This window comes from Methylorubrum pseudosasae (assembly GCF_029504475.1).
GTDB classification, from domain to species: domain Bacteria; phylum Pseudomonadota; class Alphaproteobacteria; order Rhizobiales; family Beijerinckiaceae; genus Methylobacterium; species Methylobacterium extorquens.
Genome location: NZ_JAQGDU010000002.1, coordinates 2,715,571 through 2,738,280, shown reverse-complemented (window position 1 = coordinate 2,738,280; position 22,710 = coordinate 2,715,571). Strand labels below are relative to the sequence as shown.

At 69.7% G+C, this 22,710-nt stretch carries 22 protein-coding genes, 2 tRNA genes and 1 pseudogene; 14 read left to right on the top strand and 11 right to left on the bottom strand.

Going from position 1 to position 22,710, the window contains the following annotated elements:
- Positions 1–147: 147 nt before the first annotated feature.
- Complete coding sequence (gene arsH / locus M2437_RS13770; RefSeq protein WP_253387737.1) at positions 148–915, bottom strand: arsenical resistance protein ArsH; 768 nt, start codon at positions 913–915, stop codon at positions 148–150.
- 50 nt (positions 916–965) lie between these two features.
- Here arsH and M2437_RS13765 point away from each other — a divergent pair, with 50 nt between their 5' ends.
- The 3 genes from M2437_RS13765 to arsB are packed head-to-tail and all read left to right on the top strand — an operon-like array spanning position 966 to position 2,841.
- A complete protein-coding gene (locus M2437_RS13765; RefSeq protein WP_015824050.1) occupies positions 966–1,325 on the top strand; it encodes an ArsR/SmtB family transcription factor in 360 nt (119 codons plus the stop codon).
- Positions 1,318–1,755, top strand: a complete 438-nt coding sequence (arsC, locus tag M2437_RS13760; protein WP_253387736.1) for an arsenate reductase (glutaredoxin) — start codon at positions 1,318–1,320, stop codon at positions 1,753–1,755. The genes M2437_RS13765 and arsC overlap by 8 nt, the downstream gene beginning before the upstream one ends.
- A 9-nt stretch (positions 1,756–1,764) precedes the next feature.
- The gene (gene arsB, locus M2437_RS13755; RefSeq protein ID WP_253387735.1) at positions 1,765–2,841 is read left to right on the top strand and encodes an ACR3 family arsenite efflux transporter; all 1,077 of its coding nucleotides are present in this window, start codon (positions 1,765–1,767) and stop codon (positions 2,839–2,841) included.
- Between the two features lie 199 nt (positions 2,842–3,040).
- Here the strand turns inward: arsB and M2437_RS13750 are convergent, their stop codons facing one another.
- A complete protein-coding gene (locus tag M2437_RS13750; protein WP_253387734.1) occupies positions 3,041–5,143 on the bottom strand; it encodes a putative bifunctional diguanylate cyclase/phosphodiesterase in 2,103 nt (700 codons plus the stop codon).
- A 314-nt stretch (positions 5,144–5,457) separates the two neighbouring features.
- Here M2437_RS13750 and M2437_RS13745 point away from each other — a divergent pair, with 314 nt between their 5' ends.
- Positions 5,458–6,375 (top strand): alpha/beta fold hydrolase, encoded by a 918-nt coding sequence (locus tag M2437_RS13745; protein WP_253387733.1) that lies wholly within the window; start codon positions 5,458–5,460, stop codon positions 6,373–6,375.
- A gap of 4 nt (positions 6,376–6,379) precedes the next feature.
- Here M2437_RS13745 and M2437_RS13740 read toward each other — a convergent pair whose 3' ends face one another.
- The 3 genes from M2437_RS13740 to purD all read right to left on the bottom strand — a co-directional run bounded on the left by M2437_RS13740 (position 6,380) and on the right by purD (position 8,937).
- Entirely contained in the window at positions 6,380–7,081 is a 702-nt protein-coding gene (locus tag M2437_RS13740) for an SDR family oxidoreductase (protein WP_253387732.1), read from the bottom strand.
- Positions 7,082–7,172: 91 nt separating this feature from the next.
- On the bottom strand, positions 7,173–7,616 hold the full coding sequence (locus M2437_RS13735; protein ID WP_253387731.1) for a nucleoside deaminase: 444 nt from the start codon (positions 7,614–7,616) through the stop codon (positions 7,173–7,175).
- Between the two features lie 13 nt (positions 7,617–7,629).
- Entirely contained in the window at positions 7,630–8,937 is a 1,308-nt protein-coding gene (purD, locus tag M2437_RS13730) for a phosphoribosylamine--glycine ligase (protein ID WP_253387730.1), read from the bottom strand.
- Between the two features lie 83 nt (positions 8,938–9,020).
- On the opposite strand from purD, the gene M2437_RS13725 reads away from it, so the two are divergent.
- From M2437_RS13725 to M2437_RS13705, 5 genes are all read left to right on the top strand, one after another.
- Positions 9,021–9,758 carry a hypothetical protein gene (locus M2437_RS13725; RefSeq protein WP_253387729.1) on the top strand — a complete coding sequence of 246 codons (738 nt, stop codon included), beginning with the start codon at positions 9,021–9,023 and terminating at the stop codon, positions 9,756–9,758.
- Between the two features lie 84 nt (positions 9,759–9,842).
- A complete protein-coding gene (locus M2437_RS13720) occupies positions 9,843–10,058 on the top strand; it encodes a hypothetical protein (RefSeq protein WP_015824059.1) in 216 nt (71 codons plus the stop codon).
- 223 nt (positions 10,059–10,281) lie between these two features.
- A complete protein-coding gene (gene xseA, locus M2437_RS13715) occupies positions 10,282–11,853 on the top strand; it encodes an exodeoxyribonuclease VII large subunit (protein WP_253387728.1) in 1,572 nt (523 codons plus the stop codon).
- Between the two features lie 145 nt (positions 11,854–11,998).
- Entirely contained in the window at positions 11,999–12,226 is a 228-nt protein-coding gene (locus tag M2437_RS13710) for a DUF4170 domain-containing protein (protein WP_003599504.1), read from the top strand.
- A gap of 167 nt (positions 12,227–12,393) precedes the next feature.
- A complete protein-coding gene (locus M2437_RS13705; protein ID WP_003599505.1) occupies positions 12,394–13,338 on the top strand; it encodes a ribose-phosphate pyrophosphokinase in 945 nt (314 codons plus the stop codon).
- A gap of 124 nt (positions 13,339–13,462) precedes the next feature.
- Here the strand turns inward: M2437_RS13705 and greA are convergent, their stop codons facing one another.
- From greA to M2437_RS13690, 3 genes are all read right to left on the bottom strand, one after another.
- Complete coding sequence (gene greA / locus M2437_RS13700; RefSeq protein ID WP_253387727.1) at positions 13,463–13,927, bottom strand: transcription elongation factor GreA; 465 nt, start codon at positions 13,925–13,927, stop codon at positions 13,463–13,465.
- A 20-nt stretch (positions 13,928–13,947) separates the two neighbouring features.
- Positions 13,948–14,946, bottom strand: coding sequence for an acrylyl-CoA reductase (NADPH) (gene acuI, locus M2437_RS13695; RefSeq protein ID WP_253387726.1), 999 nt, complete (start codon positions 14,944–14,946; stop codon positions 13,948–13,950).
- A gap of 105 nt (positions 14,947–15,051) precedes the next feature.
- On the bottom strand, positions 15,052–15,651 hold the full coding sequence (locus M2437_RS13690) for a hypothetical protein (protein ID WP_253387725.1): 600 nt from the start codon (positions 15,649–15,651) through the stop codon (positions 15,052–15,054).
- A gap of 478 nt (positions 15,652–16,129) precedes the next feature.
- Between M2437_RS13690 and fdxA the strand changes: the two genes are divergently transcribed.
- From fdxA to M2437_RS13675, 3 genes are all read left to right on the top strand, one after another.
- Positions 16,130–16,468 (top strand): ferredoxin FdxA, encoded by a 339-nt coding sequence (gene fdxA, locus M2437_RS13685; protein WP_003599509.1) that lies wholly within the window; start codon positions 16,130–16,132, stop codon positions 16,466–16,468.
- A gap of 519 nt (positions 16,469–16,987) precedes the next feature.
- A complete protein-coding gene (locus M2437_RS13680) occupies positions 16,988–17,578 on the top strand; it encodes a CarD family transcriptional regulator (RefSeq protein ID WP_003599510.1) in 591 nt (196 codons plus the stop codon).
- A gap of 282 nt (positions 17,579–17,860) precedes the next feature.
- Positions 17,861–18,733 (top strand): RNA polymerase factor sigma-32, encoded by an 873-nt coding sequence (locus tag M2437_RS13675; protein WP_003599511.1) that lies wholly within the window; start codon positions 17,861–17,863, stop codon positions 18,731–18,733.
- 451 nt (positions 18,734–19,184) lie between these two features.
- On the opposite strand, the pseudogene M2437_RS13670 reads toward M2437_RS13675, so the two are convergent.
- Positions 19,185–19,315 (bottom strand): annotated as a pseudogene (locus tag M2437_RS13670) (IS5/IS1182 family transposase); the annotation flags it as partial.
- Positions 19,316–19,817: 502 nt separating this feature from the next.
- Here M2437_RS13670 and M2437_RS13665 point away from each other — a divergent pair.
- Both M2437_RS13665 and M2437_RS13660 read left to right on the top strand, forming a co-directional pair.
- Positions 19,818–19,894: transfer RNA gene (locus M2437_RS13665), tRNA-Pro, on the top strand.
- A 45-nt stretch (positions 19,895–19,939) separates the two neighbouring features.
- Positions 19,940–20,016: transfer RNA gene (locus M2437_RS13660), tRNA-Arg, on the top strand.
- A 388-nt stretch (positions 20,017–20,404) separates the two neighbouring features.
- Here the strand turns inward: M2437_RS13660 and M2437_RS13655 are convergent.
- Positions 20,405–20,683 (bottom strand): site-specific integrase, encoded by a 279-nt coding sequence (locus tag M2437_RS13655; protein WP_253387724.1) that lies wholly within the window; start codon positions 20,681–20,683, stop codon positions 20,405–20,407.
- Between the two features lie 385 nt (positions 20,684–21,068).
- Entirely contained in the window at positions 21,069–22,493 is a 1,425-nt protein-coding gene (gene trmFO, locus M2437_RS13650; RefSeq protein WP_253387723.1) for a methylenetetrahydrofolate--tRNA-(uracil(54)-C(5))-methyltransferase (FADH(2)-oxidizing) TrmFO, read from the bottom strand.
- Positions 22,494–22,710: the final 217 nt, after the last annotated feature.

Sequence of the window (22,710 nt, the reverse complement as noted above, 5' to 3'; positions counted from 1 at the left end):
CTCGGACGATGTCTTGCAGTGTCTTTCGAAGTCTGTCCTGGCTGAGAAATTGCCAAGCTGCCGGAATCGTTCCGTCGATGGCGCTGAAAACGGTCGCCGGGAGCGAAGCGTTCCGGGAAGCGCCCGGCCCCGCCGCGTTCGGCCGGCCTACGATGCCCGCTCGGAGGATGGCGCCCGGACAAAGCCCACATCGGCGGCGACCGCCTTGAGCCGGTCGGGGTCACCCTCCTTGCGCTCGGAGTAGCGGTCGACGAGGTAATCGGCCCGCCCGCGGGTCAGGAGCGTGAACTTCATCAGCTCCTCGCACACGTCCACGACCCGGTCGTAGAGCGGCCCCGGCCTCATGCGGCCAGCCTCGTCGAACTCCTTGTAGGCCATCGGCACCGAGGACTGGTTCGGGATGGTGATCATCCGCATCCAGCGCCCGAGCACCCGCAGGCTGTTCACCGCATTGAAGCTCTGCGAACCGCCCGACACCTGCATCACCGCAAGCGTGCGCCCCTGCGTCGGGCGGACCGAGCCCTCGCTCAGCGGCAGCCAATCGATCTGGCTTTTCATCACCCCGGTCAGGTTGCCGTGCCGCTCGGGGCTCACCCAGACCTGCCCCTCGGACCAGACCGAGAGTTCGCGGAGCTCCCGCACCTTCGGGTGGTCGGCCGTCGCGTCGTCGGGGAGCGGCAGGCCGTGCGCGTGGAAGATTCGCACCTCGCCGCCCATCGCCTCCAGCAGCCGGGCCGCCTCGTAGGCCAGGAACCGGCTGAAGGACCGCTCTCGTAGCGAACCGTAGAGGATCAGGAAGCGCGGCGCGTGCGCGAGCGGCGTCGACGCCTGCACCCGCTCAGCGGTGGGCAGTTCGACATGCGCCTCGGAGAGGTTCGGCAACCCGTCGGCGAACGGCTGATGGGGCTTGTCCACGCGGCAATCTTTCCGTACGATTCAACAAACGTTGAATTGATGGGCCAGACATGGACGAACGGCAAGCCCTCGCCGCCTTCGCCGCACTCGGCCAGGAGCACCGCCTCCGTGTCGTGCGCGCGCTCGTCATCGCCGGGCCCGATGGCCTCGCCGCCGGGGCGCTGGCGGCCGAGGTCGGGGTCGCCAGCACCAACCTGTCCTTCCACCTGAAGGAGCTCTCGCATGCCGGGCTGATCACGTTCCGGCGCGAGGGCAAGTCGGTCATCTACAGCGCCGCATACGCTGGCCTGTCCGCCCTGATCGCCTTTCTGATGCGCGATTGCTGCCAGGGTCGGCCGGAGGTCTGCGCCCCGGCCGTCGCCGCCCTGTCCGCCTGCGACTGCCCCACCGGAGACACCGCCCATGCCTGAGGCGTTCGACGTCGTCATCTACCACAATCCTGCCTGCGGCACGTCCCGCAACACCCTGGCCATGATCCGCAACGCCGGCATCGAGCCGCACGTGGTCGAGTACCTGAAGACTCCGCCGAGCCGGGCGCTCATCACCCGGATGCTCGCCCGCGCCGGCCTCTCGGTTCGAGATGTCCTGCGCGAAAAGGGCACGCCCTACGCCGAGCTCGGCCTCGACGACCCGGCGCTGACCGACGCGCAGCTCCTCGACGCGATCGAGGCCCATCCGGCCCTCCTCAACCGCCCGCTCGTGGTGAGCCCGAAGGGCATACGCCTGTGCCGGCCGTCCGAGGCGGTGCTCGACCTTCTGCCGGCCCAGCAGGGCGCGTTCGTGAAGGAGGACGGCGAGCGCGTGGTGGACGAGCACGGTCGTCGCGTCAGCGCCGCCTGAGGAAGCCCGATGTCCCTGTTCGAACGCTTCCTCACCCTCTGGGTGGCCCTGTGCATCGTGGCCGGCATCGCGCTCGGCCACGTCATGCCCGGCGTCTTCCACGCTGTCGGCGCCGCCGAAGTCGCCAAGGTGAACCTGCCGGTGGCGGTGCTGATCTGGCTCATGGTCATCCCCATGCTGCTCAAGATCGACTTCGTCGCGCTGCGCCAGGTCGGGCGGCACTGGCGCGGCATCGGCGTGACGCTCTTCATCAACTGGGCGGTGAAGCCGTTCTCGATGGCGGCGCTGGGCTGGCTGTTCATCGGCACCCTGTTCCGGCCCTACCTGCCCGCGGAGCAGATCGACAGCTACATCGCCGGGCTCATCATCCTGGCCGCCGCACCCTGCACGGCGATGGTGTTCGTGTGGTCGAACCTGACCCGCGGCGAGCCGCACTTCACGCTGAGCCAAGTGGCGCTCAACGACACCATCATGGTGCTGGCGTTCGCGCCCCTCGTCGGCCTTCTGCTCGGCCTGTCGGCCATCACCGTGCCCTGGGGAACGCTGGTGCTGTCGGTGGTGCTCTACATCGTCATCTCCGTCGTGATCGCGCAGGCGGTCCGCCGAATTCTGCTGGCGTCCGGCGGCCAAGCCGCCCTCGACCGTCTGCTCGGCCGGCTCGGTCCGGTCTCGCTGGTGGCGTTGCTGGCCACCCTGGTGCTGCTGTTCGGCTTCCAGGGCGAGCAGATCCTGGCCCAGCCGGCGGTCATCGGTCTGCTCGCGGTTCCGATCCTCATCCAAGTCTACCTGAACGCGGGGCTGGCCTACCTGCTGAACCGCGCTGCGGGCGAACAGCACTGCGTCGCCGGCCCCTCGGCGTTGATCGGCGCCTCGAACTTCTTCGAGCTCGCGGTGGCGGCCGCCATCAGCCTGTTCGGCTTCAACTCGGGCGCGGCGCTCGCCACCGTGGTCGGCGTCCTCATCGAGGTGCCGGTCATGCTGTCGGTCGTGTGGATCGTGAACCGCTCGAAGGGCTGGTACGAGCGCGGTGCGTCAGCACGAGGAACGGCGCTGCAATCCGTTTCCCCCGAGACCCGAGTCGGGTAGCCGCGCTCGTCTGATCGCGGCCCCCGTCTGGGCCGTGTTAAGGGGCTCATCACAACTCGAGAACCCGCTCCTCCCCTCAGCAACCCCTCACACGGTCGAGCCGATCGGATTTCGAACCCTGGCGGGGCAGGGGGTGCTGCGACGCGTACAGGCGCCCGGAGCCTGTCCCCCGGCGCTCGAAAGCTCGCGAAAAGATCCGTCAGGCCGCCAGCGTCCGCCCGGGCCGGCCCTCGGCCGTGGTCCCGGCTTCGAGCAGGACGGCGATCTCGTGGACCGGGCGGGGCGGGCTGAACAGGTAACCCTGCACCTCCTGCGCCCCCTCCGCCCGGATGGTGGCGAGCTGCGGCTCGGTCTCGACGCCTTCGACCAGGGTGGTGATGCCGAGGCTCGCCCCCAGGCTCACGATGGCGCGGATGATCGCACCGGCCTCCGACTGGGCGGCGCAGTCGCGCACGAAGGAACGGTCGATTTTGATCTTGTCGAAGGGGAAGCGGCGCAGGTAGCTGATCGAGGAATAGCCGGTTCCGAAATCGTCCATGGAGATGCGAACGCCGAGCTTGCGCAGGGTGTGGAGCGTTTCGAGGTTCGCCTCGGTGTCGTCGAGCAGCACGTTCTCGGTGATCTCCAGTTCGAGCCGGCTCGCCTTGAGGCCGCTGGCCGCGAGCGCGCCGAGCACGCTCTGGATGAAGCCGCGGTGGCGCAGTTGCAGCGGCGAGACATTGACGGCCACGCTGATTTCGCCCGGCCAGTCCACCGCGTCCCGGCAGGCTTGGCGCAGCACCCATTCGCCGATCGGCACGATCAGGCCGGTCTCCTCGGCGAGCGGGATGAACACCGCCGGGCTCACGAGCCCGCGCTCGGGATGGTGCCAGCGGATCAACGCCTCCATGCCGGTGATGCGGTTGTCGGACAGGTCCACGAGCGGCTGATAATGCAGTTCGAAGCGGTCCTGCGCGAGCGCCTCGCGCAGCTCGCGTTCGAGGCCGAGCCGCTCGCGCAGGGTCTCGTCCATCTGCGGCTCGAACAGGCGGACGGTGCCGCGCCCCTCGGTCTTCGCCTCGTAGAGGGCGAGGTCGGCCTCCTTGAGGAGGCGCTCGATGTCGTGCGGGACGTCGCCCTCGGCCAGGGCGATGCCGGCGCTCATCCCGATCTCGACGGTGATCCCGTCCAGGGTGTAGGGCGCAGCCACGGTCTCGATCAGGCGCTCGGCCAGGGCCGCGGCCCCGGCGGCATCCTCGACGCGGGAGAGCACCGCAAATTCGTCGCCGCCGAGCCGGGCCACGACGTCGTGGCTGCGCACGTGCCCGCGCAGCCGATCGGCCACCGCCCGCAGCAGGGCATCGCCCACCGCGTGGCCGAAACTGTCGTTGACCGGCTTGAACCGGTCGAGGTCGAGGCAGAGCACCGCGAGCGGCGCCTCCGCGTCGGTGCGCAACGCCGCGAGCCATTCGGCGCCGACCTCGCGCAGGCGGGTGCGGTTCGGCAGGTCGGTGAGCCCGTCGTGGCGGGCCATGTGGATGATGCGCGCCTCGTTGCGCCGACGCTCGGTGATGTCCTCGAAGGTCGCCACCCAGCCGCCGCCATCGGCCATGGGCCGGTGGATCACGGCGATGACCCGCCCGTCGGCGAGTTCGCGCAGAACCGATTTCGACCCGTCTCCGCTGAGGGAGGTGCGGGTGCCCTCGCTGATCGCATCGACCGTGGCGCCGCGCTTGTAGCACCCGCGCGCCACCAGCATCTCGATGATGGCGCGCTGGCCCATGCCGACATGGACCGCGTCGTCGGGCAGGCCGAAGATCTCCAGGTAGCGCCGGTTCCACACCACGAGCCGCTGCTCCGCATCGAACATGCACAGGCCGTGCGTCATGTTCTCCAGGGCCGCGTCGAAGCGCCGGTTCTGCTCGCTGAGTTCGGCATGCGCCTCGACCAGGGCGCACCGGGTCCGGTGCTGCTCGGTGACGTCGCTGCCGACGCCGTGATAGCCCAGGAAATCGCCCTCGGGCGAGAAATGCGGGCGGCCGCTGATCTCGAACCAGCGCGGCGTGCCGTCGGGATGGCGGTAGACGTAGGTCAGGTCGCGGAACGGGCGGCGGGCGGTGATCGTCTCGCGGTAGACGGCAAGGCTCTCACCCTTCCCCTCGCAGACCAGGGCCGACCGCGTGAGCCCGATCAGCTCCGCCGGAGAGCGGCCCAGCACACGCTCGGCGCCTGGGGAGACGTAGCTGAATCGATCCTCGGCATCGGTGGCCCAGAGCCAGTCGAAGGCGATTCGCGCGAGTTCTTCGAGGTCGTTCAGGGGCATGAGATCACCGCGGACGAGCCGGACTTTTACGCCTAAAAGTGAATATTTCCTCATGCCCGCGTCTTGGACATTTCGCCTAAATTTTACCCGTTCCGTGTTGACCCAAGTGAGACTCAAGTGAGCTTCAAGTGGCCTCCAAGTGCAGAAGGGCCCCATGACTGTCGCCTGGATTGCACAGACCTTAGAAAATTCCGCAAGGTTGCATCATCGCAATCTCAGGGCCCCAAACGGCCGTCGGGTCGGGTACGCCGGAGCCTTCGCCCCACCGAGCCGTTATCCGCGATACGGAAGCGGTGGCGTGGGAAGGACGGCGGATGGCAGAGGGCGACGATCTGTTTCCCGGCTTCGCGCCGCTCTGGATCGAGGGGCCGGCGGGCCGCTGGTTCGGCCGGGCCGGCGGCCCCGAATCGGCGCCGCCGCTCCTGCTTCTGCACGGCTTTCCGCAGAGCCACGCGATGTGGCACCGGCTGGCGCCGGCGCTTGCCCAGACGCACCGCGTCATCGCCCTCGACGTGAAGGGCTACGGCTGGTCGGCCGCGCCGGATTCGGGGAGCTGGGAGAACGCCTACGCCAAGCGGCGGCTCGGGGCGGAGATCGTCGCGGTGATGGAGCGGCTCGGCCATATCCGCTTCGCGCTGGCCGGCCATGATCGCGGCGCCCGCATCGGCTACCGGCTCGCCCTCGACGAACCCGGCCGGATCGAGCGCCTCGCGCTGCTCGACATCGTGCCGACCGACGTGCAGTGGGCCCGCATCGAGGCGAATCCTAAGGCGAACCCGCACTGGCCGTTCCTGTCGCGCCCCGCCCCGGAACCGGCGGCGGTGATCCGCCGCGATCCGGACGGCTATTTCGAGGGGCTGCTGCGCGACTGGACCGCGCGCCACGATCTGACCGCCTTCGACGCCCGTGCGCTCGCTCTCTACCGGCAGGCCTGGGGCGTGCCCGAGCGCATCCACGCGATGTGCGAGGATTACCGAGCCGGTGGCGCCGACGGGCCGGACCGTGCCGCCGACCGCGCCGACCTCGCCGCGGGCCGGACCCTGCCGATGCCGGTTCTGGTGCTCGCGAGCGAGGCCTATCTCGACCGGGACAAGCCCGAGACCGCGCTGGCGGCTTGGCAACGGACCTTTGCGCCACGGGCGCAGGGCGCCTGCATCGCCTCCGGCCACTTCATGGCCGAGGAGGCGCCGGAGCCGACTTTGCGAGCGTTGCAGGCTTTCCTGGCGGCGTGATTCCTCAAAAGCGCTCGACCCACGGCCGCAGGGTGATCTCATCGGTCCAGGCGCTGCGATCCTGGCGCAGGAGGGCGAGGTAGCCCTTCGCGATGGCGTCCGGATCGAGAGTCGCGTCGGGTTGGTCCTGCGGATCGGGCCGGGCGGCGGAGCGGATGGCGCCGTCGATCACGACATGGGCGACGTGGATGCCCTGGGGCTGAAGCTCCCGGGCAAGGCTCTGCGCGAGGCCGCGCAGGGCGAACTTGCCCATGGCGAAGGGGGCCGAGCCCGCAAATCCCTTTACGCTCGCCGAAGCGCCGGTGAACAGGATCGCGCCGTGGCGGTGGGGCAGCATCCGCCGGGCGGCGGCCTGCGCCACGAGGAAGCCGCCATAGGCCGAGACCGAGAGGGCGCGGGCCACCGCCTCCGGATCGAGATCGACGGTGGCCCCGCGCAGCCGGCCGCTGGCGTTGTAGACCACCACGTCCGGCGCACCGCCGAGCGCCGGTTCGAGCCGGGGAAACAGGGCCTCGACCGCGCCCGGATCGGTGGCATCGCAGGCATGGATGACGGCCCCCGTCTCCGCGGCGAGGTCGTTGAGTTTTTCGGTGTTGCGCGCGGCGAGCCCGACCTTCAGCCCCTCGGCCGCGAACAGGCGCGCCAACGAGGCGCTCAGGCCGGGGCCGGCACCGACGATCAGGGCGCGCTGGTAGGTCGGGACCATGGGAGGAGGCTCCGCTGCATTGCGAGGACGACGGGTCGAACGCGCCGCCCGCGGCCGCGGTTCGACGCTCCGTTACGACGCCTCTCCCAGTTCACCCCCGCCGCTCGGCGAAAAACTCTCTGAGGAGCGCCGCCGCCTCGCCCTCGCGAAAGCCCGAATAGACCTCCGGCGCATGGTGGCAGGTCGGCTGGTTGAACACGCGAGGGCCGTGCTCGACGCCGCCGCCCTTGGGGTCGGAGGCGGCGTAGTAGAGCCGGCGGATGCGGGCGAAGGCGATCGCGCCCGCGCACATCGGGCAGGGCTCCAGGGTCACGTAGAGGTCGCAGCCGGTGAGCCGCTCGTCGCGGAGCGCGGCGCAGGCGGCACGGATCGCCAGGATCTCGGCATGGGCCGTGGGGTCGCACAGCGTGCGCGGCCGGTTGCCCGCGACCGCGAGCACGGTCCCGTCCCGCACCACGGCCGCGCCGACCGGCACCTCGCCCAACGCTGCGGCCTCGCGGGCGGCGGCGAAGGCGAGGTCGAAGAAATCGGGCATCAGTCGCCCTTCATCAGTCGCCCTTGGAAGCCGCTTCGCGGGCGACCTCCCGGCCGCCGATATCGCTGCGGAAGAAGCCGTCCGGCCAGTCGATGCGCTTCACCGCCGCGTAGGCGCGGTCTTTCGCCTGCCCCACGCTGGCACCGAGCGCCGTGACTGCGAGCACCCGGCCGCCATCGGCGAGCAGCCGGTCGCCATCGCGGCGGGTGCCGGCCTGGAACACCAGAACCGTCGCGTCGCCCGCCTCGTCCTCGGCTGCCTCGACGCCGCGGATCTCCGTGCCGCGGGTCACCGCGCCGGGATAGCCCTGTGCCGCCATCACCACCGTGAGTGCGGCGCTTGAGGCGTCAAAACCGATGGCGACGCCGGAGAGGTCGCCTTGAGCGGCCGCCAGCAGCGCCGGCACGAGATCGCCGGTCAGGCGCGGCATCAGCACCTGTGCCTCCGGATCGCCGAAGCGGGTGTTGTACTCGATGAGCTTGGGGCCCTCCGCCGTCAGCATCAGCCCGGCATAGAGGATGCCGGAAAACGGCGTGCCGCGGGCGGCCATGCCGGCCAGCGTCGGCGCGATGATCCGCGTCATCACCGTCTCGGTGATCTCCGGCGTGACGATGGAGGCGGGGGAATAGGCGCCCATGCCCCCGGTATTCGGACCGAGGTCGCCGTCATGGACGCGCTTGTGATCCTGCGCCGTCCCGATCGGCACCGCACGGGTGCCGTCGCAGAGCGCGAAGAAGCTCGCTTCCTCGCCGAACAGGCATTCCTCGATGACGAGCGCCCCGCCTTCCGTTCCGTCGAGGATCGCCCGCACGGCGGCCTCGGCCTCGGGCAGCGTCTCGGCCACGGTCACGCCCTTGCCGGCGGCGAGCCCGTCGGCCTTGACCACGATCGGCGCGCCGCGCTCGCGGAGATAGGCCAAAGCCGGCTCGAGGTCGGTGAAGCGGGCGAAGGCCGCGGTCGGGATGTCGTGCTCGGCGCACAGATCCTTGGTGAAGCCCTTCGAGCCTTCGAGCTGCGCCGCGGCCTTCGTCGGCCCGAAGGCGGGGATGCCGGCGGCCTGAAGGTCGTCGACGAGGCCCGCCACCAGCGGCGCCTCCGGCCCCACCACCACCAGCCCGACCCCTTCCGCCCGGCAGAACGCGACGACGGCGGCGTGATCGGACACCGCGAGGTCCGGCCGGTTCTCGCCGTGCTGCGCCGTCCCCGGATTGCCGGGGGCGATGAACAGCCGCGTGCAGAGCGGCGATTTCGCGATGGCCCAGGCCAGCGCGTGCTCGCGCCCGCCGGAGCCGATGAGCAGGATGGAGAAGGGCTCGGTCATGAGAAGAACCCTATCCAAAAAATTTTGGGCCGGGGAAAGGGCGTTTCGCGTTTGCCCCGGCAACGCACGGGAGAAGCCGCCGTATGGCGCCGACAGATCGTCAGCCGGACCGTCACGAGGGGCCGGGCCGAAAGCGCCGCGGGCTCGGCCTGGAAGGCGCCAGCACCCTGGTGCAGACGCTGGCGATCCTCGGGGCAGGGGCCTGGGGCGTCTACACCTTCGTCTACGAGGCGCGGATCAAGCCGGGGCTCGCCCCGCCCTCGGTCTCGGTGAAGACCGACCTCGCCCGGGTCGGCGAGCACGGCGACCGGGTGGCGATCCGCTCCACCGTGACCCGCACGAATGTCGGCCAGGCGGGGGTGCGCGTGCTCGGGCTCACCTACACCGTGGTCGGCATCCGCACCCGCTTCTCCGAACCGGGCGACGACACGGCGGCGCGGGAGGCCGCCTTCCGCGCCTCGCTCTCCGGCACGGCGAACGTCGATGCCGCCCGCGACTACGTGCGCGAGAGCGGCGGGACGCCCATCCTGCGCCAGGGGTTGCTGTTCTCCGGCGCGACGCCGCTCCCGAGCGAGCCCTCCGACCTCAACCCGGGTGAATCCGTCTCCCGCGACGTGATCGTCTATGTCGACCGCAAGACCTTCGACGCGGTGCGCTTCGAGGTGCGGCTCGCCTACGCCAAGGAGGACGACCCGCCGGTGCGCCTGCGCTTCGAGGCGGGGGCGGACGGCGTGCTCGCGACCGTCCCGGCCGAGCCCTGCCCCGCGCCGAAATGCCCGCTACGGACCACGGATTTCGCCACCGAATTCTCGCTGTGGTGAGCGCGTCGGCGCGGCCCTCCCTCGGGCTCGCTTTATCCCGCGCCGGACGGAACGGTTGGCCGGGCTCGCCTGTTGATGTCTGCCATGCCGATCTGTCGCCACTCGATCGCCCCCCCCGCCCGCACGCCCCGCGAGCAACCCGTCGTTCGGCTGTCGCACTACGTGGTGCAGCGCCGCTCGGCGCCACGGGCCGCCAACGACAACCGCCGCTCGCGGCTCGCGCCGGTCTGGCCCTGGGCCATGGCGGCCGCCGCCGCCCCGGCCGTGACGGCGGCACTGATCCTCACGCGCCTGATCTGACGCCGGGCGCGTTCATCGCACCCGCTGTCCTGTTCGCTCGACGCCTTCCCTCGAGAACCCGGCGCAGCCGGCGTTCCAGGCCGTGCGCATGCTCCCTGTGTGGTGGAGCAAGCCGTCAGCAGGGGTGACGACGCGGCTCCGGCGCCACACCCGCACGCCGTTCCCCAGCTGATCGCGCGGTCGGCCTTTACCTCTCCCGGCCCGTTCCCTAGCGTCCGGCCCCATGCCGCTCGTGCCCCCGCCACGTCCTGCGACCTCTGCCGCCGCCGTGCCGCCGCCGGGGGAGCCGGCGCCCTCGGCGCTGCTCCAGGCCAACACCCCCGAATGGTCGGTCGGCGATCTCGCCGCCGCCCTGAAGCGCACCCTGGAGGACGCTTTCGGGCATGTGCGCCTGCGCGGTGAGATCACCGGCTATCGCGGGCCGCACGGCTCGGGCCACGCCTACTTCTCGCTGAAAGACGGCTCGGCGAAGATCGACGCGGTGGTGTGGAAGGGTGTGCTCGGGCGCCTGCGCCAGAAGCCCAAGGAAGGGCTTGAGGTCGTCGCCACCGGCAAGATCACGACTTTTGCCGGAAAATCCTCGTACCAGATCGTCATCGACTCGATGGAGCCCGCCGGCATCGGCGCCTGGATGGCGCTGCTGGAGGAGCGCAAGCGCCAGCTCGCGGCCGAGGGGCTGTTCGAGACTGACCGGAAGCGGCCGATCCCGTTCCTGCCGCGGGTGATCGGCGTCGTCACCTCGCCGACCGGCGCGGTGATCCGCGACATCCTCCACCGGCTGGAGGACCGCTTTCCCCGCCCCGTGCTGGTCTGGCCGGTACGGGTGCAGGGGGAGGGGGCGGCCGAGGAGATCGCCGCGGCGATCCGGGGCTTCAACGCGCTGTCGCCCGATGGCCCGATCCCGCGGCCGGACGTGCTGATCGTCGCCCGCGGCGGCGGCTCGATCGAAGATCTCTGGGCCTTCAACGAGGAGGCGGTGGTGCGCGCCGCCGCCGAGTCCGAGATCCCGCTGATCTCGGCGGTCGGCCACGAGACCGATACGACGCTGATCGACTTCGCCTCGGACCGCCGCGCCCCGACGCCCACGGGCGCGGCCGAGATGGCGGTGCCGGTGCGGGCCGAACTCGCCGCCCAGGTCCACGAGCTCGGCGCCCGGCAGGCCGGCACGATGCTGCGGCGGATCGAGCGCGAGCGGGCGGATTTCCGGGCGCTCGTGCGGGCGATCCCCGGCGCCGACGCCTTCCTCGCCGTCAAGCGCCAGCGCCTCGATCTCGCCGACGCGCGGCTGCGGCCGGCGCTCGCCGCCAATGCCCGCGATTCCCGCGAGCGCCTGAACCGCGTCGCCGACCGCCTCACCCGGCGCTCCCCGGCGATCGCGCTGGCCGAGGCGCGGGCACGGCTCGCCGCCATCGATCACCGCCCGCGCACCGCCATGAGCCGCATCGTCGAGCGCCGCCGCGACCGGCTCGACGCGCTCACCAGCCTGCTCGGGGCGCTCAGCTACAAGGCCGTGCTCGCCCGCGGCTACGCGCTCGTGCGCGACGCCGACGGCCTGCCGGTGCGCTCGGCCGCGGCCGCGGCCCAAGCCGTGCGGTTCCAGCTCCAGTTCGCGGACGGCGCTCTCTTTGCGCGCCCGGAGGAGGCTCCGGACGACCCCGTTGCGCCCCCCCTTGCCGAAGCCCCGCGCTCGGTGCCGCGCCCGAAGCGTGCGCCCCGCCGGGCCGCGCCGGAGCCCGCACCGAAGCCTGAGAAGGCGGCGGTCGAACCGGCAGCGCGGCAAGGATCGCTGTTCTGATCGCACGCGGCCGGACGCCGTCCCGCCCCCGCATCAGCCCCTCCTTGCGCGGCAAGCACCTTGACCGGCACGGCCGCCTCTGCGACCGAGCGGCACGGCTCCTGCCTCACCGGCGGCGGGCCCCGGCATCCCGCAGGAGAGACGCGTGACCACGACGATCGACTCGGACCAGAAGCTCCACCTCGTCTTCGGCGGCGAGCTGGAGGATGTCTCGGGGGTGCGCTTCCGCGACGTGAAGGATCTCGACATCGTCGGCGTCTTTCCCGACTACGCCTCGGCCCAGACCGCATGGCGCTCGAAGGCGCAGGCCACTGTCGACAACGCGCAGACCCGCTACTTCATCGTCCACCTGCACCGCCTGCTCGAGCCGTAAGGGGGCAGGGCGGGGCCCCGCGCAGTGAAGTCCTTCTCACGAAACCATTGTGAGGGCTCGGCCTCGCTGGTATGAGCCGCGCGGCCGGATGCTTGTGCGGTCTCGGACGTAATCGTTTCGCGCGCGTCCCGCGAATGACTTGCAGAGTGAGCCGAGAGACGCCCGGCATGACGTCGTCCATCAAGATCATCGCCGGCAACGCGAGCCGTCCGCTCGCGGAAGCAATCGCCGGCTACCTCGAATTGCCGCTCGCGAACTGCATGGTCCGGCGCTTCGCCGACATGGAGATCTTCGTCGAGCTGCAGGAGAACGTGCGCGGCGAGGACGTGTTCATCGTCCAATCGACCTCGTTCCCCGCCAACGACCACCTGATGGAACTGCTGATCATGATCGACGCGGCGCGTCGGTCGTCGGCGCGGCGCATTACGGCGGTGATCCCCTATTTCGGCTACGCCCGGCAGGACCGGCGCACCTCGGGCCGTACGCCGATCTCGGCCAAGCTCGTCTGCAACCTCATCACCGAGGCCGGCGCCGACCGGGTGCTGACGCTCGATCTCCACGCCGGACAGATCCAGGGCTTCTTCGACATTCCCACCGACAACCTGTTCGCCGCGCCCGTGATGGTGCGCGACATCAAGGAGCGCCTTGCGCCCGGCGAGCGCATGGTGGTCTCGCCCGACGTCGGCGGCGTGGTGCGCGCCCGGGCACTCGCCAAGCGCATCGATGCGTCGCTGGCCATCGTCGACAAGCGCCGCGAGCGGGCGGGCGAGTCGGAGGTGATGAACATCATCGGCGACGTCGAGGGGCAGTCCTGCATCCTCGTCGACGACATCGTCGATTCCGGCGGTACGCTGGTGAACGCGGCGGAAGCCCTGCTCAACGCCGGCGCCAAGGAGGTCTCCGCCTACATCACCCACGGGGTGCTGTCGGGCGGCGCAGTCTCGCGCATCGCCGCCTCGCGGATGAAGGAACTCGTCATCACCGACTCGATCCTGCCGACGCAGGCGGTCAAGCTCGCCCGCAACATCCGCGTGATCTCGATCGCGCCGCTGCTCGGCGAAGCGATCGGGCGAACGGCGACGGAGTCGAGCGTGTCGAGCCTGTTCACCTGAACGAATAGCGGGATTCCAAAGGGATCATCCCTTTGGCGGGGTCTCGGGGCAGCGCCCCGAGCCTCCTTCACCAGGGCTCTGCCCTGGACCCGCGAAAGGACTTGTCCTTTCGAAACGTTCGACTTCAGCGGATCTCGGCGATCTCGAACTCGTGGTCGTTGACCGTCACGGTGTCGCCGACGCCCTTGCCGGTGAGCGCTTGGGCCAGCGGCGCGATGTAGGAGATCGAGCCGGCGGACGGGTCGGCCTCGTCCTCGCCGACGATGCGGAAGGTCTGCCGTGTGTCGTCCTCGCGCAGCACGGTCACCGTCGCGCCGAAACGCACGGTATCGCCCTCGAACGCTTCGACCGGTTCGGCCGAGTTCTTCCGCGCGGTCCAATAGCGCAGATCGCGCGAGACACGGGTGTGGTCGGCCTTATCCTGCTGCGGCGAGAGGCCGGACAGCTCCGCCTCCAAGCGCGCCACCTCGGCCTCGATCTGCGCAAGGCCCTCAGGCGTCACGAAGTTGGTGTGGGAGGAGATGGGCCGATCGGGAAGATCCTCGAAGGCCTCGCCACCTTCCGGCTCACGGACGAATGCTCTGCTCATAAAATACGAAATGCCCAAGCCTAAGCCGCGGTTCCACCGATGGCGACGACGGTCCGGCCCCGCACCTGACCGTCGAGCAGGGTTTCGGCGAGGCCGCCCGCCTCTTCCAGGGAGACCGTCCGCGTCATGGCCTTGAGCCGATCACGGTCGAGGTCGCGCGCGAGCCGGGCCCAGGCCTCGCGGCGGGGCCCTTGCGGCGTCGTCACGCTGTTGATGCCAAGCAGGGAGACCCCGCGCAGGATGAAAGGTGCGACCGAACTCGGCAGGTCCATGCCCCCGGCATTGCCGCAGGCGGCGATGGCACCGCCGCCCTTCGTCATAGACAGGACGTTGGCGAGCACCCGGCCGCCGACCGCGTCGATGCCCGCGGCCCAGCGCTCCTTGGCCAGCGGGCGCGGCTCGCCCGCAAGCGCCTCGCGCTCCAGGATCTCGGCCGCACCGAGACCTTTCAGGTAATCGGCCTCGCCGCTCCGGCCGGTCGCGGCGATGACGTGCCAGCCGGCGCGCTTCAAGAGCGCCACCGCCACCGAGCCGACGCCGCCGGAGGCCCCCGTCACCAGCGCCGGCCCGGCCTCGGGGGTGAGCCCGTGCCGTTCCAGGGCGAGAACCGAGAGCATCGCCGTGTAGCCCGCAGTGCCGATCGCCATCGCCTCGGCCGGGCTCAGACCCTCGGGCAGCGGCACCAGCCAGTCGCCGCGCACCCGGGCGCGCTCGGCGAGACCCCCGAGATGGGTCTCGCCGACGCCCCAGCCGGTGAGCACCACGGCGTCGCCGGCCTTGTAGTCGGGATGCGCCGAGGCCTCGACGGTGCCGGCGAAATCGATGCCGGGGATCATCGGGAAGCGGCGGACCACCGGCATCCGGCCGGTCATGGCGAGCCCGTCCTTGTAGTTCAGACCCGAATGCGAGACCCGCACGGTGACGTCGCCGTCCATCAGGTCGGCCTCGTCGAAGTCGCGCAGGGCGAGGCTCTGGCCGGCTTCGCCCTTCTCGATCACCCAGGCTTTGAACGCCGCCATGGTCCGCTCCTCCCGTCTCGCGTCGGGAGGGGAGCTACGGCGGCCCGGCCCTGAATCAAGGCTGCCGGTCGAGACCGACGCTTGAGACCGACATGGCCGCGGGCCTCAATAGCCGTCGTAGATGCTGCCCCGCGAGAAGCCGAGGCCCACCGCCACGTCCGCGGAGGAGGCGCCGGCGATGCCGAGAGCGTCCGGGATCGACCCGACACCGAGAGGGCCGTAGCCGGGACCAGGACCGAACTCGGGCCCCCCCGCGGGCACCCAGGCGGCGCGGGCGGGCTGCACCAGCACCCGGCGCTGCGTGGTGGTGTAGACCGGCGGCACGGTGTGCGGGATCACCTCCGGCGGCCGCACCAGCACGCGGCGGGTCTGCACCGCGTAGCGCGGCGGCGTGGTCACCCAGCAGCCGACGAGCTGGCCGTAGGCATCGGTGCTGGTCTCCCACCGGCGCGAGCCGGGGGCGACCAGCACCCGCTCGGACACCGTGTCGTAGATCGGCGGCGTGGTGCGGTAGACGGTGCGCTGCGGCTGGACCAGCACCCGCTCCGCGACGGTGTCGTAGACCGGCGGCGTCACGACGCGGCGGTAGCACTCGGCGCTGACACAGCCGCCCCCGGCATGCGCGGGCGCGGCCCAGGCGATCACCGAGACGGCGGCGACGGCAAGGGAGGGGAACAGGCTCGAGCGGGGCAGGGGGGTGGCCATAACAACCTCGGAACGCGACTTCGATACGATTTCGACGCCGCCGCGAGTCCCGCACGGGCCTCAGCGTGGCATAACATTCGACGTACAGAGTGCGGCCAAGGTTGCCTGCCGAACAAGCTCGATTGTCAAAGACAGTAAAATTAACCAACGACTAAGACTACGCAGATCTAAACATTCAGCTTCGACTTCACGTTTCAGCCGCCGGGCGGGATCGCACCGGATCAAAGACGCAGGCGGGGGCGTTGCCGAAAAACCCTTCGCACCGCGCAGGGGAGGGCGGGCGGCAAGGCGCGCTTGTCAGCCCATCGGCCAAGGGCTAGAGCGCTTCCAAATCGGGCGGCGGCGGCGCCCGGGACGCTTGAAACCGCCGCACGAGGGGATCGCATCCGCAAGCGGGCGACGGGCCGGTGAGGAGCGCGCCCGCCCCTGCCCAGGCAAGCCCCCACTCAGGCAAGCGGATTTAAGGACCGAACGGCCCATGACCTACGTCGTCACCGACAACTGCATCAAGTGCAAGTACATGGACTGCGTCGAGGTGTGCCCCGTGGATTGCTTCTACGAGGGCGAGAACATGCTCGTCATCCACCCCGACGAATGCATCGATTGCGGCGTCTGCGAACCAGAATGCCCCGCCGAGGCGATCAAGCCCGACACCGAGGGCGATCTGGAGAGCTGGCTGAAGCTCAACGCCGACTACGCCAAGACCTGGCCCAACATCACCCAGAAGAAGGACGCCCCCTCCGACGCCAAGCAGTGGGATGGCGTGAGCGGCAAGCTGGAGGCCCATTTCTCCCCCAATCCCGGCTCCGGCGACTGAGATCCTCCGCCGCGCGCCCACAGGCAGCACGGCGGGACAGGCCCTGGAACCGCGGCGGCGTCTCGTCGCAGGCGGTTCATCCAGGGTGATACCCCAAACGCACCACGGCCTCCCTCGAAAGATCCACCGGAAGCTCCGGCGACGCTCTTTTCGACCAGCGAAAAACCTTCGATCCTCCCCTGCGGAGACGCGCTCGCGCGCCGGCAATCCTTTGATTCGCCGGCCTGTTCGTGTTACATAAGGGCTCGCCGTCGCTCACGCCCGATGCGCCCCTCCTGATCGCCCTCAAAGCGAGTTCCATCTTCCTGGAAAAGAGGCTGGCTGCAATCGACCGCCGGAAGCATCTCGCTCCCGGTGGGTGCCTTCGTGTGGTGTGAGCAACGCGAGAGCCCGGGAACCGGCCAGCGCCTCGATGGCGCGCCGCCGGACAGAGGCATGCGCCGGGTGTCCCGCCCCGGAGGTGACGAGCGTGCGGGCGTGGACGCGCCCCGCGTGGATGACAGTGGAGGCTCATTCCGCATGACCACAGCCAAGAAGACGACGGTAGCAGGCCGCCAAGGCTTCAAGACCGGCGAGGCGGTCGTGTATCCGGCGCACGGCGTCGGGCGGATCACCGCGATCGAAGAGCAGGAGATCGCGGGCTACAAGCTCGAACTGTTCGTCGTCTCGTTCGAAAAGGACAAGATGGTCCTGCGCGTTCCCACCGCGAAGGCCAACAGCGTCGGCATGCGCAAGCTCGCCGAGCCGGAACTCGTCAAGAAGGCCCTCGACGTGCTGACCGGCCGCGCCCGCATCAAGCGCACGATGTGGTCGCGCCGCGCCCAGGAATACGAGGCCAAGATCAATTCTGGCGACCTGATCTCGGTCACCGAAGTGGTGCGCGACCTCTTCCGCTCCGAGGCCCAGCCCGAGCAGTCCTACAGCGAGCGTCAGCTCTACGAGGCCGCCCTGGACCGCGTCGTGCGCGAGATCTCCTCGGTGAACAAGATCACCGAGACGGAAGCGCTCAAGCTGATCGAGCAGAGCCTCGCGAAATCACCGCGCCGCGCCAAGGCCGATGCGGAAGCCGATGCCGAGGGCGAGGACGACGTGCAGGAAGAGGCCGCCTGAGACGGCTTCCGTTAGCGAATCAGATCGCTGCATGATTCGCATGTGTGAACCAGAGGGCTCGGCGCCACGCCGGGCCCTTTTTTCATGCGCCGCCCGTAAAGCTCTTGACCCATTCGCCTCCGACGCCACGCGCCCGTAGGGAACAAGCGTCGCACGGATGTGTTGTGCCTCTGCCACGGAGGGCTTGCCCCATGGTCCTGTCCGGCATGTCGCCGACCGACGGGACGGAGCGAGCGGATCCGAAACGCTCGAACCAAGAATGCTCGAACGAGAGAGGCGGGGATGGCAGAGATCGCGGGGATGCGGCGTCAGTTCATTCGAACAGCGATGGAGGCGCCGTTCCTTGCGAGGGATGAAGAGCGTGGGTTGGCGGTGGCCTGGAAGGAAGCGCGCGACGAGCGCGCCTTGCACCGTCTGATCTCCGCGCATATGCGCCTCGTGATCGCGCTTGCCGGCCGGTTCCGCCATTACGGCTTGCCGATGGCCGATCTCGTGCAAGAGGGTCATGTCGGCCTGATGGAGGCCGCGGCCCGGTTCGAGCCGGAGCGCGAAGTCCGCTTCTCCACCTACGCCACATGGTGGATCCGCGCCTCAATCCAGGACTACATCCTGCGCAACTGGTCGATCGTGCGCGGCGGAACGAGTTCCGCGCAGAAGGCCCTGTTCTTCAACCTGCGCCGCCTGCGCGCCCGGCTGATGCAATCGACCGAGGAGCAGGTCGGCTCTGAGATCCACGGACGGATCGCCACCGCAATCGGCGTCTCACGCGAGGACGTAGCGCTCATGGATGCGCGCCTGTCGGGGCCCGACATGTCGCTGAACGCCCCCGTCGGCGAGGAGAGCGAGGCGTCCTCCGAGCGCATGGACTTCCTGGTCGACAACGCCGCCCTGCCCGATGAAACGGTCTCGGCCCTGGTCGATGGCGAACGGCGGCTCATCTGGCTGCGGCAGGCCCTGACGGTGCTCTCCGAACGCGAGCTCCGGATCCTGCGGGAACGGCGCCTCGCCGAGGATCAGGCGACGCTGGAAGCGCTGGGCCACCGCCTCGGCATCTCCAAGGAGCGCGTCCGGCAGATCGAGAACCGCGCCCTGGAGAAGCTGCGCCGGGCACTCGCCGAGAAGTTCCCGCAGGCGCCGAGCAGCGTCTACGCCTGATTAATCGAGGCAGGTTTGCTCAAGGGCGGCACAAGCGTGCCGCCCTTTCGCGTTTCAGAATGCGATCAAGAGGCGAGGGCCGACCGCTCGGCGGACCAAGCCGCCCGGTTCCGCCGCCGCACGGATCGCCGGAGATGCCGGCAGGCATGGCTGCGAGCCGCCTTGTCGTGACGAAGGAGACCCGGCGTCGCTGGCGGGCTCCAGTCCGGCCGCACGCGCCGAAGACGGCCCGTGGAGGCGTTGCGACCGACGCCGAGCCCTCGGGCCGCCCTTGCCTGCCGCCGCACAGCGCTGGGCCAGGCTCGGCGATTTGCCAGCATCGACCTGGGCACTTTGGGGTCGGATGGCAGCTGGACGCGCTTGTGGCAGCCGGGGGGACATCGCACGGCGGGACGAGGCCGCCGAACAGTCGGCCGATGATCGCCTGCCGCACAGCGGCATGGCATCGATGGGACGCCAACCGCCGGCCGCCATGCTGGTTGGCACCCGTTAGCCTCAGGCCGAGCGGCGTGCCGCACGCGTCGGTGGCGAGGTGGCGCTTCGTGCCCGCATCGCCCGGTCCGTTGGGTTCGGGCCGCTGGCAGGGCCTCCCTCTTTGGTCGTGACGACGGACACCGTCCAGACGCCCCCCCGGCTCCGGTCGATCTTACCGACCGCCGCCAGTGGCGCAGACGGCGCCAGCAATCGCGCTGCAGGTCGAGACGTGGACGCTGTTCAACCCCTGCCAAGCCGGCGACCCGCCTCAAGCTCGATGCGCCCATCACCGGTCACGGCAGGGCCGCGCAATGGGGTGTCACGCGACCGCGCAGATGCCGGCCGTCCCAACTATGGCGCCCAGGCTCGACAGGGAACCGGCTCGCGAGGAACGCGTCGGGCCACGACCCGGCCTTGGCGTGATGCCGCCGGGCAAAACGGGAATTTTTAAATATTCATGTTTGTCAGCATCTTACTCGGAAATTCGCCGAATCTTGAGCGCGAAAAGCCGTCCTATCTGCGCAATAAGGGCCATGAAGCGCCCCGACCCGCTTGCGACCACGAAAAGTGCCGGCTATAAGCCCGCTCGTCGGCCCTCGGGGGCCGGCATCGGAGTGTAGCGCAGTCTGGTAGCGCACCACGTTCGGGACGTGGGGGTCGCAGGTTCAAATCCTGCCACTCCGACCAAGCAAGAAGAGGAACGCCCCGCAAGGGCGTCAAGAAGTAAAAAAGGCGCCCGTAGCTCAGCTGGATAGAGCACCAGACTACGAATCTGGGGGTCAGAGGTTCGAATCCTTTCGGGCGCGCCATCTACTCTTCTGTTAGATAAGAGTTTTCCCCTTTGATGCCTTCGGCGTCGGGGTTACGGCTTGCAGATGGTTTGCAAGTTCCGTTCGCGGTGAGTTCTCCCAATTGAAGTTTGTTTGGTCCGCTAGCGCTCTCGTGCGAGCGAGGTTGGGGCCCAAAATCACGGTCACCGTCTTGCGCGATTGGCCTGTGATCGTTGCGATTTGCTGCGGGCTGCAGCCGGCCTCCGACAGCATCGTTACGGTCGTTCCGCACAGGTCGCGGACGTGCAGGGCGACGGTCTCGTCGAGCCCTGCAGGGCGATGCTCCCAACAACGGTCTCCGTCGCCTCCTCCCAGAGTCGGGCGAAGTTCCTAAACTGGAAGGCGCGATCAGTCTTCGTCGTCAGGATCAGCAGCGACCTGCGCTCCATACCATCCAGCATGCGCCGGAGCGCTCGCGTGCAGGGATCGTGACCATCGGCGCCAATCGGCCGCCGCGGGCGCTCTTGCCCTGCCTGAGCGTAATTGCGCTGCCATCATAGGCCGACCAGGGCAGGCGAAGGATGTCGGCCTGGCACGGTCCGGTGTGGAGGGCGATGATCGGCGCGCGCTGCAGCTCAATCGGCGCCACACGCATGAAGGCGTCGATCGGCTCGGGCAGCCGGGACGATCCCGGCTCGGTCGGCACGGTACAGCCGCTTGAACCCGCGAATGTGGTTCGCTTCGATCCGGCCGTTCTCCTGCCCCCAAGTCAGCATGGCTGAAATGACGGACAGGCGATTGCCCGCCTCGCGCTCGCCTGACGAGCGCGCCAGTCGAGGCCGTTCTGCTCGACCTGCCGGTGGTGACCTTCCGCGACGCGCATGAGCGGCCCGAGGGCATGGTTGCCGGTACGCTGATCGTCGCGCCGCTCGGCAAGGTCAATCTGGTCGAGGCGGTGGCGAGGGCTACGGTGAGGGCCGCCGCTTCGCGGGCGCCGTGCCGGTCCGTTCTGAGATCCCGGGTTTCCAAAGGGCCTCACGGCCCTTTGGCGGGCGTTCAGGGACGCGCCCTGAAGCCGGCGGAGCCGCTCTCTACTCCGCCGCGTGCGGAAGTCGCTCACCCGTCATCCAGGCAGCGAGGTCTTCCCGCGCCCGGTCGGTCAGCGCGCGCTTCTTGAGCGCCGCCTTCTCGGGCCCGCGCAGGCGCTTGCCGGTCTCGTTGCGCGGCATCTGCGCCAGCGGCGGAAACAGCCCGAAATTCACGTTCATCGGCTGGAACGAGCGCGGCGCGTTGCGCTCCGCCTCCTCGGGCGCCTCGACGTGGCCGCCGGTGATGTGGCCGATGAGCGCCCCGAGCGCGGTCGTCGGGGGCAGGGGGGCGAGCGTCTGCCCCTCCGCTTCGGCCAGCGCATAGCGGCCGGCCATCAGCCCGACCGCGGCGCTCTCGACGTAACCCTCGCATCCGGTGATCTGGCCGGCGAAGCGAAGCTGGGGCCGTGCCTTCAGCCGCAGGGTCGCGTCGAGCAGGCGCGGGCTGTCGAGATAGGTGTTGCGGTGCAGGCCGCCGAGCCGGGCGAACTCGGCATTCTCCAGCCCCGGAATCGTGCGGAAGACGCGGACCTGCTCGGCGTGGCGCAGCTTGGTCTGGAAGCCCACCATGTTGAACAGGGTGCCGAGCGCATTGTCCTGGCGCAGTTGGACGATGGCGTAGGCCTTCACCGTCGGGTTGTGCGGGTTGGTGAGCCCGACCGGCTTCATCGGCCCGTGGCGCAGGGTCTCGGGTCCGCGCTCGGCCATCACCTCGATCGGCAGGCAGCCGTCGAAATAGGGGGTCGAGGCCTCCCATTCCTTAAACGCCGTCTTCTCGCCCGCGATCAGCGCGGCAACGAAGGCCTCGTACTGCTCCCGGTCCATCGGGCAGTTGAGGTAGTCCGCCCCCGTGCCGCCGGGGCCGGCCTTGTCGTAGCGGGACTGGAACCACGCCTTGCCCATGTCGATCGAGTCGCGGTGGACGATCGGGGCGATGGCGTCGAAGAAGGCGAGCGATTCCCGGCCCGTCAGCGTGCCGACGGCCTCAGCCAGCGCCGGGGAGGTGAGGGGGCCGGTGGCGAGGATGGTCGAACCCCAATCCTCGGGGGGAAGGCCGGCGACCTCCTCGCGGACGATGGTGATGTTGGGGTGATCCTCCAGCGCCGCGGTGACGGCCCGCGAAAACCCTTCGCGATCGACGGCGAGCGCCCCGCCCGCGGGCACTTGGTGGGCGTCGGCCGTGCGCATGATCAGCGAGTCGAGGCTGCGCATCTCCTGATGCAGCAGGCCGACGGCGTTGCCGTTGGCGTCGTCCGAGCGGAAGGAATTGGAGCAGACCAGTTCGGCCAGCCCGTCGGTGTGGTGGGCATCGGTGCCGCGAACGGGCCGCATCTCGTGCAGCACGACTGTGCGGCCGCCCTGGGCAACCTGCCAGGCCGCTTCGGAACCGGCGAGGCCACCGCCGACGATATGGATTGGGTTCGTCATCGCAACGGAATAGAACCCCGCGGCCGCGCGATCAATGCGGGCGGGCACCGCAGGCGAGGCGGGGCGCCGCCGGCGCGAAGGACAGGATGCGCTCCATCGCCGCGTCGGCCAAGCGCGCACCGGACGCGCTCAGTGAAGCACGCCCTTCGCGCGAACCGGCGCAACCGCTCCGGAAGACTTAAGCCGCAATTGCTCGCGGGTGCCACATCGCGGCCGA

Excerpts from the sequence above, each read along its gene's own strand:
- fdxA (WP_003599509.1), top strand. The coding sequence starts at position 16,130 with ATGACCTACGTCGTCACCGACAACTGCATCAAGTGCAAGTACATGGAC.
- M2437_RS13705 (WP_003599505.1), top strand. The coding sequence starts at position 12,394 with ATGACGTCGTCCATCAAGATCATCGCCGGCAACGCGAGCCGTCCGCTC.
- M2437_RS13745 (WP_253387733.1), top strand. The coding sequence starts at position 5,458 with ATGGCAGAGGGCGACGATCTGTTTCCCGGCTTCGCGCCGCTCTGGATC.
- arsC (WP_253387736.1), top strand. The coding sequence starts at position 1,318 with ATGCCTGAGGCGTTCGACGTCGTCATCTACCACAATCCTGCCTGCGGC.
- M2437_RS13735 (WP_253387731.1), bottom strand. The coding sequence starts at position 7,616 with ATGCCCGATTTCTTCGACCTCGCCTTCGCCGCCGCCCGCGAGGCCGCA.
- M2437_RS13680 (WP_003599510.1), top strand. The coding sequence starts at position 16,988 with ATGACCACAGCCAAGAAGACGACGGTAGCAGGCCGCCAAGGCTTCAAG.
- arsB (WP_253387735.1), top strand. The coding sequence starts at position 1,765 with ATGTCCCTGTTCGAACGCTTCCTCACCCTCTGGGTGGCCCTGTGCATC.
- M2437_RS13720 (WP_015824059.1), top strand. The coding sequence starts at position 9,843 with ATGCCGATCTGTCGCCACTCGATCGCCCCCCCCGCCCGCACGCCCCGC.
- trmFO (WP_253387723.1), bottom strand. The coding sequence starts at position 22,493 with ATGACGAACCCAATCCATATCGTCGGCGGTGGCCTCGCCGGTTCCGAA.
- M2437_RS13740 (WP_253387732.1), bottom strand. The coding sequence starts at position 7,081 with ATGGTCCCGACCTACCAGCGCGCCCTGATCGTCGGTGCCGGCCCCGGC.
- M2437_RS13725 (WP_253387729.1), top strand. The coding sequence starts at position 9,021 with ATGGCGCCGACAGATCGTCAGCCGGACCGTCACGAGGGGCCGGGCCGA.
- M2437_RS13750 (WP_253387734.1), bottom strand. The coding sequence starts at position 5,143 with ATGCCCCTGAACGACCTCGAAGAACTCGCGCGAATCGCCTTCGACTGG.
- greA (WP_253387727.1), bottom strand. The coding sequence starts at position 13,927 with ATGAGCAGAGCATTCGTCCGTGAGCCGGAAGGTGGCGAGGCCTTCGAG.
- acuI (WP_253387726.1), bottom strand. The coding sequence starts at position 14,946 with ATGGCGGCGTTCAAAGCCTGGGTGATCGAGAAGGGCGAAGCCGGCCAG.
- purD (WP_253387730.1), bottom strand. The coding sequence starts at position 8,937 with ATGACCGAGCCCTTCTCCATCCTGCTCATCGGCTCCGGCGGGCGCGAG.
- M2437_RS13675 (WP_003599511.1), top strand. The coding sequence starts at position 17,861 with ATGGCAGAGATCGCGGGGATGCGGCGTCAGTTCATTCGAACAGCGATG.
- M2437_RS13690 (WP_253387725.1), bottom strand. The coding sequence starts at position 15,651 with ATGGCCACCCCCCTGCCCCGCTCGAGCCTGTTCCCCTCCCTTGCCGTC.
- M2437_RS13765 (WP_015824050.1), top strand. The coding sequence starts at position 966 with ATGGACGAACGGCAAGCCCTCGCCGCCTTCGCCGCACTCGGCCAGGAG.
- xseA (WP_253387728.1), top strand. The coding sequence starts at position 10,282 with ATGCCGCTCGTGCCCCCGCCACGTCCTGCGACCTCTGCCGCCGCCGTG.